Origin of the sequence: Sulfitobacter sp. SH22, assembly GCF_965641905.1 — a bacterium.
Lineage (GTDB): Bacteria > Pseudomonadota > Alphaproteobacteria > Rhodobacterales > Rhodobacteraceae > Sulfitobacter.
This window is the reverse complement of sequence record NZ_OZ282573.1, coordinates 1,997,442-2,011,259: the sequence shown is the minus strand read 5'-3', so window position 1 is coordinate 2,011,259 and position 13,818 is coordinate 1,997,442. Positions and strand designations below refer to the sequence as shown.

Annotated in this window: 14 protein-coding genes and 1 tRNA gene; 12 read left to right on the top strand and 3 right to left on the bottom strand. The window is 57.6% G+C overall.

Going from position 1 to position 13,818, the window contains the following annotated elements; genetic code table 11:
* Positions 1–53 precede the first annotated feature (53 nt).
* Positions 54–881, bottom strand: coding sequence for an SDR family NAD(P)-dependent oxidoreductase (locus ACSQ13_RS11925; protein ID WP_176250681.1), 828 nt, complete (start codon positions 879–881; stop codon positions 54–56).
* 61 nt (positions 882–942) lie between these two features.
* The gene (locus ACSQ13_RS11920; protein ID WP_295512835.1) at positions 943–1,602 is read right to left on the bottom strand and encodes an SH3 domain-containing protein; all 660 of its coding nucleotides are present in this window, start codon (positions 1,600–1,602) and stop codon (positions 943–945) included.
* Between the two features lie 207 nt (positions 1,603–1,809).
* On the opposite strand from ACSQ13_RS11920, the gene parC reads away from it, so the two are divergent.
* Genes parC through ACSQ13_RS11905 form a run of 3 tightly spaced genes read left to right on the top strand, consistent with a single transcriptional unit; the run spans position 1,810 to position 6,545 of the window.
* Positions 1,810–4,131: a DNA topoisomerase IV subunit A gene (gene parC, locus ACSQ13_RS11915; protein WP_176250679.1), complete on the top strand. Its 2,322-nt coding sequence runs from the start codon at positions 1,810–1,812 to the stop codon at positions 4,129–4,131.
* Positions 4,132–4,143: 12 nt separating this feature from the next.
* The gene (locus ACSQ13_RS11910; RefSeq protein WP_295512836.1) at positions 4,144–5,454 is read left to right on the top strand and encodes a DUF898 family protein; all 1,311 of its coding nucleotides are present in this window, start codon (positions 4,144–4,146) and stop codon (positions 5,452–5,454) included.
* Positions 5,451–6,545: a M48 family metallopeptidase gene (locus tag ACSQ13_RS11905; RefSeq protein ID WP_295512837.1), complete on the top strand. Its 1,095-nt coding sequence runs from the start codon at positions 5,451–5,453 to the stop codon at positions 6,543–6,545. The genes ACSQ13_RS11910 and ACSQ13_RS11905 overlap by 4 nt, the downstream gene beginning before the upstream one ends.
* Here ACSQ13_RS11905 and ACSQ13_RS11900 read toward each other — a convergent pair.
* Complete coding sequence (locus ACSQ13_RS11900) at positions 6,542–7,894, bottom strand: cytochrome P450 (protein WP_176250676.1); 1,353 nt, start codon at positions 7,892–7,894, stop codon at positions 6,542–6,544. The genes ACSQ13_RS11905 and ACSQ13_RS11900 overlap by 4 nt on opposite strands.
* A gap of 128 nt (positions 7,895–8,022) precedes the next feature.
* Here ACSQ13_RS11900 and ACSQ13_RS11895 point away from each other — a divergent pair, with 128 nt between their 5' ends.
* From ACSQ13_RS11895 to rplA, 9 genes are all read left to right on the top strand, one after another.
* Positions 8,023–8,622, top strand: coding sequence for a hypothetical protein (locus tag ACSQ13_RS11895; RefSeq protein WP_255200213.1), 600 nt, complete (start codon positions 8,023–8,025; stop codon positions 8,620–8,622).
* 132 nt (positions 8,623–8,754) lie between these two features.
* A complete protein-coding gene (gene tuf / locus ACSQ13_RS11890) occupies positions 8,755–9,930 on the top strand; it encodes an elongation factor Tu (RefSeq protein WP_176250675.1) in 1,176 nt (391 codons plus the stop codon).
* Positions 9,931–10,051: 121 nt separating this feature from the next.
* Positions 10,052–10,543, top strand: a complete 492-nt coding sequence (locus ACSQ13_RS11885) for a GNAT family N-acetyltransferase (RefSeq protein ID WP_176250674.1) — start codon at positions 10,052–10,054, stop codon at positions 10,541–10,543.
* A gap of 73 nt (positions 10,544–10,616) precedes the next feature.
* A tRNA-Trp gene (locus ACSQ13_RS11880) sits at positions 10,617–10,692 on the top strand.
* Positions 10,693–10,810: 118 nt separating this feature from the next.
* Entirely contained in the window at positions 10,811–11,458 is a 648-nt protein-coding gene (locus ACSQ13_RS11875; RefSeq protein WP_295513219.1) for a hypothetical protein, read from the top strand.
* Between the two features lie 86 nt (positions 11,459–11,544).
* Positions 11,545–11,742, top strand: a complete 198-nt coding sequence (gene secE / locus ACSQ13_RS11870; RefSeq protein WP_176250672.1) for a preprotein translocase subunit SecE — start codon at positions 11,545–11,547, stop codon at positions 11,740–11,742.
* A gap of 207 nt (positions 11,743–11,949) precedes the next feature.
* Positions 11,950–12,483 (top strand): transcription termination/antitermination protein NusG, encoded by a 534-nt coding sequence (gene nusG, locus ACSQ13_RS11865; RefSeq protein WP_176250671.1) that lies wholly within the window; start codon positions 11,950–11,952, stop codon positions 12,481–12,483.
* 159 nt (positions 12,484–12,642) lie between these two features.
* Positions 12,643–13,068, top strand: coding sequence for a 50S ribosomal protein L11 (rplK, locus tag ACSQ13_RS11860; protein ID WP_176250670.1), 426 nt, complete (start codon positions 12,643–12,645; stop codon positions 13,066–13,068).
* A gap of 1 nt (position 13,069) precedes the next feature.
* On the top strand, positions 13,070–13,768 hold the full coding sequence (gene rplA / locus ACSQ13_RS11855) for a 50S ribosomal protein L1 (RefSeq protein ID WP_176250669.1): 699 nt from the start codon (positions 13,070–13,072) through the stop codon (positions 13,766–13,768).
* Positions 13,769–13,818 lie beyond the last annotated feature (50 nt).

Genomic DNA, 13,818 nt, shown 5'->3' with positions numbered 1-13,818 from the left:
TCCTTTATATTACGCCCAGATGTAGCGGGGCAAACGCGTAGCGCAACCCGAATTTACCGCGCCAGGACCCAGTCGAGCGCCCGCGTGGGCAATATCCGCCGTAAAATGCCCGAAATATAGGTCGGGGTCGTGACATAATATCGCGGGCGGGGCTTGGGAGCCTCTAACGCATGAACCAGCTTTTTCACGACGGCTTCGGGGGGCAGTTCAAATGTGTCCGGCCCGCTGCTTTCGTAGAGGCGTTTTCTGAGCTTGCTTTCATACTGATCCCTGCGCGGGGATGCCTCCCAGTTGATCCAGCGTTCGAAATGCGGGATCGAATTCACGCGGATTTTCGACGTCACAGGGCCCGGTTCGATCAAAACGATGTGGATCGGTGTGTCGCGCATCTCGATTCTGAGCGTATCCGTCAGCCCTTCGAGCGCGAATTTCGTAGAGTTATAAGCCCCGCGCCACGGCATTGTGACAAAACCCAACACCGATGAACATTGCACGATCCGTCCGTGCCCTTGGGCCCGCATGACCGGCAAGACAGCGCGGGTCAGTTCATGCCAGCCGAAAAAATTGCTCTCAAAAATCTCGCGCAGCGCGTCTGTCGGCAGGTCTTCGACGGCACCGGGTGTGCCATGAGCGCCGTTGTTATACAGCGCATCCAGTGTGCCGCCTGTCTCGACCAGCACATGGTTCAATGCCGCGTGGATGCTTGCCGTGTCTGTGTAATCGAGCAACGGGCTGTCAAAGCCTTCGGCGGCAAGCCGGTCACAGTCTGCTTGCTGGCGGCAGGCAGCAAAGACACGCCACCCCCGCGCACGCATGCCATGTGCAGCGGCATATCCGATCCCGGACGAACATCCGGTCATCAAAACGGTTTTCGCGGTCATAAAAAAGGCCCCCATGCTGGAGGCCTTTCATTGCGTGTTGTGGTGTTGATAGCAACGCGCCTTAGCTGTCGGTGAGCAGAAAATCAGCCATCCAGCCCTCGGGGCCACCGTTCAGGGGGCGCATCTGAACCCAGCCGCTTCCGTCATCGCTGATGATTTCGACCGTTTCACCACGCGTCAGGCGAGAGACAATGCCGTATTCCGTGCCCGGCCCGCCGCGCACATTTACACTGTTGCCTGCGACCGACCGCAAATCGCCCGATCCGCTGGCGTTGATGGTCGCAGCGCCCGTGTCATCGGGCGTGATCAGGCTGGGAATGATTGCGGGTGTGTCCTGGCTGGATATCAGGCTGCCTGCATTTACGGGGACAAGGCTCACGTCGTTCACCAACGGGGCCTCGGCCTGTATAACCGCATTCTCCACGGTGGTCAGACTGACCGATACCCGGCTTACCTCTTCCGTTTTGGCGACAGCAATTGTTTCGGCACCCTCAAACCCGGGTGGTGTTGTGTCGACCGGCACGATTTTGGCAAGTTTCTGTTCAACAGCCTGAGGGGCTAGGGAGGCAACCTTTGGGGTTGGTTCGGCCGTTTCAATGCTTTGCGGAGCAGGCGAAGCTGCAGCGCGTTGGGCACTGGCAGGTTCGAAATCAGCGCCGCCGCTCATTTCATAAAAAGCCCAGCCCAAAAAGCCGAAGGTCAACAGTATAAACCGTTTCATTGTCGCGTTCCCAGTGTAGCAGCGGTCCGGACGCCATGCAGCTGGCATCCTCCAAAATACTCTTTTATCAAGTTTAACACGGATTGCGCCTATCGGTTCCCAGAAACTTGAGAACGTTGCAGGACGGTGACAGTTGGATAGCGTCCAACACCCGTTTCATGCAAACAGCCGCTTGCCGCGTCACGCACGCTTGGCTAAACAGCATTCATGTCAGATGTTACCGACCCGCCACAGCTTGATCCTCGGAATGTGTCCGAGCCACTGCGCATTGCGCTGGGTGACCGCTATCTGACCTATGCATTGTCGACGATTATGCACCGCGCATTGCCGGATGCCCGCGACGGGTTAAAGCCGGTTCACCGCCGAATCCTTTATGCCATGCGCGAGCTGCGGCTGAGTTCGACAGGCGGCTTCCGCAAATCGGCCAAAATTTCCGGCGACGTGATGGGCAACTATCACCCCCATGGCGATGCGGCGATTTACGATGCGATGGCGCGTTTGGCGCAAGATTTCAACGTGCGCTACCCGCTGGTCGACGGGCAGGGTAACTTTGGCAACATTGACGGCGATAACCCCGCCGCAAGCCGCTATACCGAAGCCCGCATGACCGCCGTCGCCGAGGCGATGCTGGAAGGGCTGAACGAAAACGCCGTTGATTTTCGCGAGAACTATGACGGCACGCTGACCGAACCGGTCGTGTTGCCTGCACAATTCCCGAACCTGCTGGCGAATGGATCGTCCGGTATTGCCGTGGGCATGGCGACCAACATTCCGCCGCATAACATCACGGAACTGGTGGATGCGTGTATTCACCTGATCAAATTCCCGAATGCCGGCGATGACAAGTTGCTTGATTTCGTACCTGGCCCCGATTTCCCCACCGGCGGGATTATCGTCGAGCCGGCGGAAAATATCGCCAACGCCTATCGCACGGGCAAGGGCGGCTTTCGTTTGCGCTGCCGCTACGAGGTCGAAGATCTGGGGCGTGGTGTATGGCAGATTGTCGTCACCGAAATCCCCTATCAGGTCCAGAAATCCAAGCTGATCGAAAAGATCGCCGAACTGATCCAGCTCAAGAAAATACCGATCCTTGCGGATGTCCGCGACGAATCGGCCGAAGATATCCGCCTGATCCTTGAGCCGCGCTCGAAAAACGTGGACCCGGAGGTGTTGATGGGGATGCTGTACCGCAGCTCTGACCTTGAGGTGCGGTTTTCGCTGAACATGAACGTGTTGATCGACGGGCTGACGCCGAAAGTCTGCTCGATGAAGGAAGTGCTGCGCGCTTTCCTGGATCACCGCCGCGAAGTATTGCAGCGTCGTTCGGCCCACCGGATGGAAAAGATCGACCACCGGCTTGAGGTGTTGGAAGGCTTTATCGTCGCCTTCCTGAACCTTGACCGTGTTATTGATATCATCCGCTATGACGAGGACCCCAAAGCCGCCTTGATGGCCGAGGATTGGGGTAAGAAACACGTTCGCGCGATGGACGAAGCCGATTACGTGCCGCCTGCGCCGACGACTGAAAATTCCCTGTCCGAGGTTCAGGCCGACGCGATTTTGAACATGCGTCTGCGGTCGCTGCGCCGTCTCGAAGAGATGGAGCTGCTGCGCGAACAATCCGAATTGATGGAAGAACGCGCCGGTCTTGAGGACTTGTTGGACAATGATGCCTTGCAATGGGACAGCATCATTGACCAGCTGCGCGCCACCAAAAAGCAGTTCGGCAAAGACTGGACGCTGGACGGCAAGAATATCGGCAAGCGCCGCACGACCTTTGCCGAAGCGGGCGAAATCGAAGAGGTGCCTCTTGAGGCGATGATCGACCGTGAACCGATCACTGTCGTCTGTTCCGAAATGGGCTGGATCCGGGCGATGACCGGCCATATCGACCTGAACCGCGAGCTGAAATTCAAAGACGGCGATGGACCGCGTTTTATCTTTCACGCCGAAACGACCGACCGTTTGTTGGTGTTCGGGTCAAACGGGCGTTTTTATACCTTGTCTGCCGCGACCCTGCCGGGCGGGCGTGGCATGGGTGAACCGCTGCGTTTGATGGTTGATTTGCCCAATGACGTGCAAATTGTTGATATTTTCATTCACAAGGCCGGTCGCAAACTGCTTGTGGCGTCATCCGCTGGCGATGGCTTCGTGGTGCCAGAGGACGAAGTTCTGGCGCAGACCCGCAGTGGTAAACAGGTTCTGAATGTGCGCGGCGATGTCAAAGCAATGATCTGCGCCCCCATCGCAGGCGATACTGTTGCCGTGGTAGGCGAGAACCGCAAAGTGCTTGTGTTCGGTCTGGACGAACTGCCCGAAATGGCGCGCGGCAAAGGTGTGCGGCTGCAAAAATACAAAGACGGCGGCATGTCTGATGCGACGACTTTCATGCGCGCCGACGGGCTAAGCTGGCATGATCCGGCAGGGCGCACACGCACCGAAGCCGACCTGACCGAGTGGACCGGCAAGCGTGCCAGCGCGGGGCGCATGGCCCCTCGTGGTTTCCCGCGGGACAATCGTTTTGGCTAATCGGGTTGCCCGATGACCGACGCCACACTGACATATCCAGCGTCAGGGCCTGAGGGCCTTCCTGTTCAGTTTGTTGGTAAACGCAGTGCCCTGTTCTGGTTGGCGTTGAAAACCGGATTTCTGACAGTCATCACGCTGGGGTTTTACCGCTTCTGGATGAAGACAAGGTTACGGCGCTGGTTCTGGTCCGCGATCCGGCCCGGCGGACATCCGATGGAATATGTGGGCGACCCTTGGGAAAAACTGCTGGGGTTTTTCATCGCGGTAGTGGTCCTGACCTTTTACATCGGCGTCGTTAATCTGATGGTCATGTTCGTCAGCTTTTCTGTTTTTGCCAGCGCATCTGTCGGCTATCTGGCAAGCGCGATCGGGGTGATCCCGATCTGGTTCTATGCAAGGTACCGCGCGCGGCGCTATGTTCTGGCCCGCACCCGTTGGCGCGGTGTGCGGTTTGGCCTTGAAAAGGGCGCTTGGGGCTATGCGTGGCGCGCTTTGATGCATTGGGCGGTGACCATCCTGACGCTTGGCCTGCTGTGGCCGCGCATGACCTTTGCGCTTGAAAAATATGTCACTGACCGCACCTATTTCGGCTCTGCCCGACTGCATCAGGACGGGCGTTGGACAATGCTGTACCGCGCGGCGATTCCGATTTTCGTGTCGCTTCTGATCTTGGCTGCGGGCGCGGGCTGGCTGTTATGGTGGGACCCAATCGTGGTATCGGCAGACATCACGGCCGAAGGGGTGGCCCGGTCATTCGAGGAAATAATGGATGGCGGCGTACCCGCATTTCCGGTTGTCGGCGCTGAGCGTTTGGCAATTTTTCCATTGGGGATCATGGGGTTGCTTTACGGCGCGATCCATTACCGCTTCGCCTCCAAACGGCTGATGGCGAACCATAAAACCTCCGAAGGGATTAGTTTGCAGTCAAGGCTAAGCGGCCCGCGCGTGGCCAGCATTTATGTTCTGGGCAGCTTTATTGCCTATCTGGCGCTGCTGGTCGGGATCGTCGGGCTGGTGATTTTCGCGTTTGTAACGCTGGGGCCAAGCGCGATGATGGACGGCGCATTTGGCGATTTTGGTGCAGATGTTGATATCCCTCGCGGTATGGCGCTGGCATTGGTCGCGGTGTTTTACCTGTCGGTTTTCCTGATGTGGAACGTGCTTTACAGCACTTTCGTGACCTTTCCCTTAATGCGTCACATGACCAAGACGCTGTCGCTGCCACAGCGCTATGGTTTGCAGGTCATCAGCCAGCGCGACCGTGATGAATTCACCGAGGCCGAAGGCTTTGCCGAAGCGCTGGACCTGGGGGCTGCGATATGAGCGCAGGGTTCAACGGTTTCGGGTCTGCCTATTTCGACGGTGATCGCCCGATCAGCGAAGAAGTCAGCCTGCACATTGCCAACCAGAACCTGCAAATCGGGCTGGACGATGGCAGCACGCTGTTCTGGCCCGTCAAGGACATCCGTGTGCTGCAAGACGGGGCCGACAAAAACAGCTATAGTTTGCGGCTGATCACCGACCCTTTGGCGCGCCTGTTTGTCACCGACAAAACCCTGCTTGGATATTTGCCGAATGCCACGCGGCGTGCCCCGCCCAAGGGGCGTGGTAGACTGGCCGCCTGGGCCGTTGCTGCGGTTGCGGCAGTGGCGCTTCAGGTCACGGTTCTTGTGCCGTTGCTGGCGGATCGCCTTGCCGTTTTCATCCCGCCCGCCGGCGAACGCGCCTTGGGCGAGGCGACGTTTGAACAGATCCGCAACGCGTTGGACGAAACCGGCATGGCACCGTTGGCCATGTGCGAAAACCCCGCAGGCGTCAGGGCACTGGCGCAGATGACCGCCGCATTGAACGCGGGCGAGGGGGCACTGGAGGGCCTGAGCGTCACGGTGCTGGACCACGAAATGATCAATGCCTTTGCGCTGCCGGGCGGGTTCGTCGTGATCTTCAAGGGGCTGATTGATCAGGCGAAAACCCCTGACGAAGTTGCCGCCGTACTGGCCCACGAGATCGGCCATGTGGTCAGCCGTGACCCCACACGGCATGCATTACGGTCGGCCGGGTCAATCGGCATACTGGGCCTGCTGTTCGGGGATTTTGCTGGCGGTGCTGCGGTCTTGTTTCTGACCGAGCGGCTGATCAGTGCGACCTACAGCCAGAAGGCCGAAACCGATGCCGACACCTTCGGCTATGCCAGACTTGAGGCGGCAAATGTCTCGCCCGCAGCCCTTGGGACCATGTTTGAACGGCTGCGCGACGAACATGGCGAGGGCAACGAATTGCTAAACCATTTTCTAAGCCACCCCAGCCTTGGGGACCGCATTGAAAACGCCCGCGCCGCTGCCGACGCAACCCGCGACTACGCCGCCATTCTGGACGATGCCGCTTGGGCCGATCTGCAAGCGATCTGCGATTAGACCGGTTCTGCCGTCAGCCAAACACCGCCATCCGGGCGCAAGGTCAGGATCATCACGGGTTCGGGGTCTTTCCCTTTGACGGCGGTGAATTTGAACCGTGATAGCAGGGTCGCAAGGATGATAACCGCCTCTTGCAGGGCAAAGCTGGCCCCGATGCAGATGCGCGGGCCATCGCCAAAGGGCAGATAGGCATAGCGGTCAATCGATTTGCGGTCCTCGAACCGTTCGGGCTTGAAGGCATCGGGATCATCCCAAAGCTGTTCGTGGCGGCCCAGGGCGTAGATCGGGATGATCACCGTATCGCCCGGTCTGATTTCCCGCCCGCCCAAAGTGTCCGGTTTCTGTGCTGTTCGCGAAATCATCCCCGCAGGGGGGTAAAGGCGCAGCGCCTCGTCGATGATCTGGCGGATATAGGGCAGGTTTTCGACATCATCGCCGGTGGCCGCGCGGCCCTGCAACACCGATTGCGCCTCGGCGCGGGCCTTGTCCTGGGCGTCTTGGTCGAACCCCATCAGATAAAGCGACCATGACAGGGTCAGGGCCGTCGTCTCGTGTCCCGCGACGATAAACGTCAACAGGTTGTCGCGCAGTTCGGCGGTGTTCATCTGCCGTTTGGTCTTGGGATCGACCCCTTCAAGCAGCAGGTCCAGCAGATCGGGCGTGCCGTCATGGCCGCGCTTGGCCCGCGCCTCGATAGCGGTATCTGCAATTTGTTTCATTTCCTTCAGGGCTTTGCCCGACAAAATCCGGTCGGGGCGCGGCACCCAGTCGGGAAGGCCCAGCACGTCGAAAAGGCTGATCTTGCCCGCCTGCGCGATGTAATCGTCGATCGCATGGTGCACCGCGTCGCGGTCAAAAGTATCGCCGCCCGAAAACGTCACATCGGAAATCACGTCAAAGGTGGTCGTGACCATTTCGTCCAGCATGTTGATGGCGCGGGGGCCAGCGGCGGCGATGCGGTCACAAGACCGCTCTGCGGCAGCGGTCATGATGGGGGCCAGGTTCAACATATTGCGGGGGGAAAAGACCGGGGCAGCCGCGCGGCGCTGCCAGCGCCAATGCGCGCCTTCGGCAATGAACAGCGATTCCCCGATGGCGGGTTTCAGCAGGTTCTTGGTCACGAGGGATTTGGGGTAATCATCCAGGCGGTCCAGCAGCATCTCGCGGATGGCGGCGGGGTCCACGACCATATGCCAGCGTTTACCGGTTTTGCCCGACACCATCGGCTGTTTGGTCGCGATGGCGGGGATGATGCTCAGGATATTGCGCCGCGCCATTTGCAGGCTTTTCAGAATGCCCAAAGGTTTGGTCACAAGAGGAACGCGGACAGGAAGGGGCGGTTGGCTCATGATGGGTGCCTTTCAGAGACATATCACAGATAGGATGGCTGCTGCCGGTTACAAACGCGGCAAAAGATTGCACCCAAGAGGGGCTTGCGGTATCGCCTTGAGTAACTTTTCGCCGATGGAGGCTTTGAATGTTTCGTGTTTTTGCCATTTTGATGACCGTTACCTTTTTGGCCGCCTGCAATGGCGCAGCCGATCTGAACAAGCCGCCAGTGCCGCTGGGTGACTTCAACCTGTACCACAATATCGTGGTGGCCCCCAAAGTCCAAAAGCTGCCGATCAGCCGCGTGGTCACCGAAGAAGTCCTGACCACAGCCGTAAAGGATGCGATTGCAGAGCGGTTCGACCGTTATGATGGGGCGCGCAATTATCACTTTGGCGTCAGCGTCGAAGGCTATGTTCTGGCCCCTCCGGGCATTCCGCTGGTTCTGGCCCCAAAATCAATCATGATTATCAACCTGACTGTCTGGGATGATGCCGCTGGCGTCAAACTGACCGACAAGCCGCATCAGATTACAGTTTTCGAATCATTCGATCAGGGCCCTATCATCGGGTCCGGTTATACCAAGACCGCCCAAGAGCAGTTGAAGAACCTGAGCCAGAATGCGGCCAAGTCGATTGAGACCTATCTGGTCAAGCAAAACGCTGCCGAAGGGTGGTTCAACCGGCCCGCTGATGCGGTGATTGTACGGGCCAAGACCACGAATGCCCCCGCCGCCAAGACCGAATAAGCGCAAATTACTTTGCCGATGCCGGTATCAAGCGCGAACAGGCGCTTGATTTTATGCGTCAGACCCAATACATCGCCCGCCAGATAGGTTTGGGTCTGACGTAGGGCCCTCATTAATATAAAGGGCTGCTCCATGGCTAAGGCAAAGTTTGAACGTAATAAACCACACGTTAACATCGGCACGATCGGTCACGTTGACCACGGCAAAACGACGTTGACAGCTGCGATCACCAAGTATTTTGGCGATTTCAAAGCGTATGACCAGATTGACGGCGCGCCCGAAGAAAAAGCACGCGGCATCACCATTTCGACCGCTCACGTTGAGTACGAAACCGAAGCACGTCACTATGCACACGTCGACTGCCCAGGCCACGCTGACTATGTAAAGAACATGATCACCGGTGCGGCACAGATGGACGGCGCGATCCTGGTTGTGAACGCGGCTGACGGCCCAATGCCACAAACCCGCGAGCACATCCTGCTGGGCCGCCAAGTTGGTATCCCGACCATGGTTGTTTACATGAACAAAGTTGACCAGGTTGACGATGCGGAACTGCTGGAATTGGTGGAAATGGAAATCCGCGAATTGCTGTCTTCCTACGACTACCCTGGCGACGACATGCCGGTTGTTCCTGGTTCCGCTCTGGCAGCCATGGAAGGCCGCGACCCAGAGATCGGTGAAAACTCGATCCGCGCGCTGATGAAAGCCGTTGACGAATTCATCCCGACACCTGCACGCGCTGTTGACCAGCCGTTCCTGATGCCAGTGGAAGACGTGTTCTCGATCTCCGGTCGTGGTACCGTTGTGACAGGCCGTATCGAGCGTGGCGTGATCAACGTTGGCGACGAAATCGAAATCGTTGGTATCCGCGACACCAAGAAAACCACCTGTACCGGCGTTGAAATGTTCCGCAAACTGCTGGACCGCGGTGAAGCTGGCGACAACATCGGTGCCCTGCTGCGCGGCGTTGACCGTGAAGGCGTTGAGCGTGGTCAGGTTCTGTGTAAGCCAGGTTCGGTTAAGCCACACACCAAGTTCACAGCCGAAGCGTATATTCTGACCAAGGAAGAGGGTGGCCGTCACACGCCATTCTTCGCGAACTACCGTCCACAGTTCTACTTCCGGACCACAGACGTCACCGGTACAGTTCAGCTGCCAGAAGGCACTGAAATGGTTATGCCAGGCGACAACCTGCAGTTCGACGTTGAACTGATCGCACCCATCGCGATGGAAGACGGTCTGCGCTTTGCGATCCGCGAAGGCGGCCGCACTGTTGGCGCGGGCGTTGTGTCCAAGATCAACGAGTAAGCTGCTGTCTGGGGGCACGCCCCCACACACGTCACATCAAACAAGGCCGTCCCATACCGGGGCGGCCTTTTCTTTTGCGGGGGCAGGGGGATAGAATACGCGCAGCGTGAAAGGCCACAGCATGGACATTACCCACGATTTCTTTCCGGGCGCGATCGGGCAGATCATTCAGCTGCACGGAACCCACTATGCAAAGCATTGGGGCTTCACCAGCTACTTCGAGGCCAAGGTGGCGCACCAGCTTGCCGAGTTCGCCCATGGCAGGAAGGACCCAGATCTGGTGCTGCTTGCCCGTGATGATCAGGGGGTCGCGGCTTCGTTGATCCTGAACCTTCATGATCCGGAATCGCAGGCGCGTGGCGCGCATCTGAGGTGGTTCATCTGTGCGGACCGCTGTCGGGGCTCGGGGATCGGGCGCAAGCTGTTAAGCATGGCCGTGGCCCATGCCGAGCAGCACAGCCAAGGCAGAATGTGGCTGCACACCTTTGCCGGGCTGGAACCAGCCTTGCATCTTTACCGCAGTTTCGGCTTTGTGTTGCACGCAGAGCAAGAAGGCGATGTCTGGGGAACGGTCGTGAAAGAGCAGGAGTATCGACGCTCGGGCGACAGCTAGAAGGATTTTCCCGCCCTTTGGTGCATATGCTCTTGATCCCCTCGCGATTCCAGACTACCTCACCACTCGGCATAGGGGTTTAGCTCAGTTGGTAGAGCATCGGTCTCCAAAACCGAGGGTCGTGGGTTCGAGTCCCTCAGCCCCTGCCAATTTTCCTGACATTGATCTTTTGCGATATGCCTTTGAGTGGTCATAATATGGCCGCTGAATTGCCGCAGCATGGCGCGACACTTTCCATCTCGTTTTTTAAAAGGTGGATGCCTTTATATGTTGCGCAAAAACAAGCCTGCCGATTTGGACCATTTCACAGATATGCCCCGTTATGATGATTCAGGTCATCAGAACGCGCCGCATCCAGCCGCGCAGCCGGGCCTTGTGCGCCCCTCCGTCCCCGAGACCCCCGAGGCAGGGGGCATCAAACGCATTGTCGGCAGGATCACGGGCGCGGTGCAAACCAAGCTTGCGCGCGGCGGACAGCCCGCCGAAATGCCGGCCGAGGAAATCGCTGCGCAACAGGCACCTGTATCGCTGCGTGCAACGGCCGCCGGATTTGTCTGCGGGTTTGCGGTGGTCTCAGCCGCGATATTTCATCCGGTCCTGTTCGTGGTTCTGACCCTGTTTCTGGCGGCGGTCGTTTCGGCGCTCTATGTGGCCTATGGCTATGACGGGTTCTGGCAGATGATGCTCAAACCCTTGCGCTGGTATGTTGCACGACACCCTGAAAAAGCAGCTGCAATCCATGCAGAGATAGACCGGGTCGCGATGCGTTGGGATGCGATCCTGGACCGTTTCCCCGAAGGCTGGGTCGCGGCGCTTTATTTGCCTGATGTCAGCGATATTGCCGCTTTTGCGCAGCAGGATTCGGAAAAGTTTGAATTGCGGATGGATGACCTGGCCCATGCGCGGAATGCCTAGGCCGACGGGCTGATACGATTGACGTCTTGAATTCGGTCGCATTGGCGGCTACATCGCAGAAACCTTTGAAAAACAGGAAACGCGTCATGGCCACAGTCAATCCACTCCAGTTCATTCAGCAAGTGCGCTCGGAAGTGTCCAAGGTCGTATGGCCGACCCGCCGCGAGGTGATGCTGACAACCGTGATGGTTTTCATCCTTGCGGCACTGACAGCGGTGTTTTTCGCAATCGTTGATATCTTGATCCGTGGCGGCTTGCAGTACGTGCTTTCCTACTTCGGATGATCGCGACGGGGATGTGCAAAACCTTGCTCACCCCCTTGAAACATTTGGATATGCGGGCTATCCCGCAATCCTAACCTGACAAAGGGCGTGCGGCGATTCGAGTTGCGCGCCGATTTTTTGTTCAGGAAAGGCAGGCAAGTGCCTGTCGCTTTATTGAGAATTTGATGCTGCAAACATGCGCATCGCAAGACAGGGACCAGAGTTCAGATGGCGAAAAGATGGTATTCGGTCAGTGTTTTGTCGAATTTCGAGAAAAAGATCGCCGAACAGATCCGCACAACGGTCGCCGAGCAAGAGCTTGAGGACCAGATCGACGAAGTGCTGGTTCCCACCGAAGAGGTGATCGAAGTTCGGCGCGGCAAAAAAGTCACGACAGAGCGGCGCTTTATGCCCGGCTATGTGCTGGTGCACATGGAAATGTCCGACCGTGGCTATCACCTGATCAACTCGATCAACCGCGTTACAGGTTTCTTGGGTCCACAAGGGCGCCCGATGCCGATGCGCGATGCAGAAGTGACCGCGATCCTGGGCCGTGTCCAGGAAGGCGAGGAAGCACCACGCACATTGATCCACTTTGAAGTGGGCGAGCGCGTCAAGGTTGCTGATGGTCCGTTCGAAGACTTTGACGGTATGATCGAGGAAGTCGACGAAGAGAACCAGCGCCTCAAGGTGTCTGTGTCGATCTTTGGCCGTGAAACACCGGTCGAATTGGAATTCACTCAGGTCAACAAACAGATCTGAGCGGGTCGGCGGGGCAACCCGCCATGCGGTGGCGACACCGTTCGTTTGTGGGAGGCAAAGCTGCGCGCAGCCACGCCGGACCACGCTAGCAAGCGATCACAACGCGTTGTGGTTGTGTAGGGTGGGTGCAAACCCACCGACATAAAAAGGAGAAGGCCAATGGCCAAGAAGCTCGTCGGTAAGATGAAGTTGCAAGTTAAAGCGGGTCAAGCGAACCCATCCCCACCTGTTGGTCCTGCATTGGGTCAGCGCGGGATTAACATCATGGAATTCTGTAAGGCGTTCAACGCCAAGACAGCGGACCTGGAGCCAGGTGCCCCTTGCCCGACCGTGATCAGCTATTACCAGGACAAGTCCTTTACCATGGACATCAAGACGCCTCCTGCGTCCTATTACCTGAAAAAAGCTGCCAAGATTAACTCTGGTGCGAAAACACCGAGCCGTGAAACTGTTGGTACAGTGACCACCAAGCAACTGCGCGAAATCGCAGAAGCAAAGATGGCCGATCTGAGCGCCGTGGATGTTGAAGCCGCGATGAAGATCATTCTGGGCTCCGCCCGTTCCATGGGCATTGAGGTGAAGTAAGATGGCAAAATTCGGAAAACGCACCCGCGCCGCACGCGAAGCATTCGCCGGCAAAGACAACCTGTCTGTTGAAGAAGCGGTAACGCTGATCAAGGCAAACGCAAACGCGAAGTTTGATGAGACCATCGAAATCGCCATGAACCTTGGTGTTGACCCACGTCACGCTGACCAAATGGTTCGCGGTGTTGTTGGCCTGCCAAACGGCACAGGCAAAACCGTACGTGTTGCGGTATTTGCACGTGGCGCAAAAGCAGACGAAGCAACAGCAGCTGGTGCCGATATCGTTGGCGCAGAAGACCTGATGGAAGCGGTACAAGGCGGCAAGATCGACTTTGACCGTTGCATCGCGACACCTGACATGATGCCAATCGTTGGTCGTCTTGGTAAGGTTCTTGGTCCACGCAACCTGATGCCAAACCCAAAAGTTGGCACAGTTACAATGGACATCAAAGAAGCTGTTGAAGCTGCCAAAGGCGGTCAGGTTCAGTTCAAAGCTGAAAAAGGCGGCGTTGTGCATGCTGGCATCGGCAAACTGTCCTTCGACGAAGCCAAGCTGGTTGAAAACATCCGCTCTTTCGTTGGTGCCGTCTCCAAGGCGAAGCCTACGGGTTCCAAGGGTACCTACATGAAGAAGATCGTCCTCAGCTCCACAATGGGCCCAGGCGTATCTGTTGAAGTGGACAACGCTGTTACCGAGTAACGCGTTTCTTAAATTGACGTTATCTTGATTTGGCCCTCCGTACCCCGTGC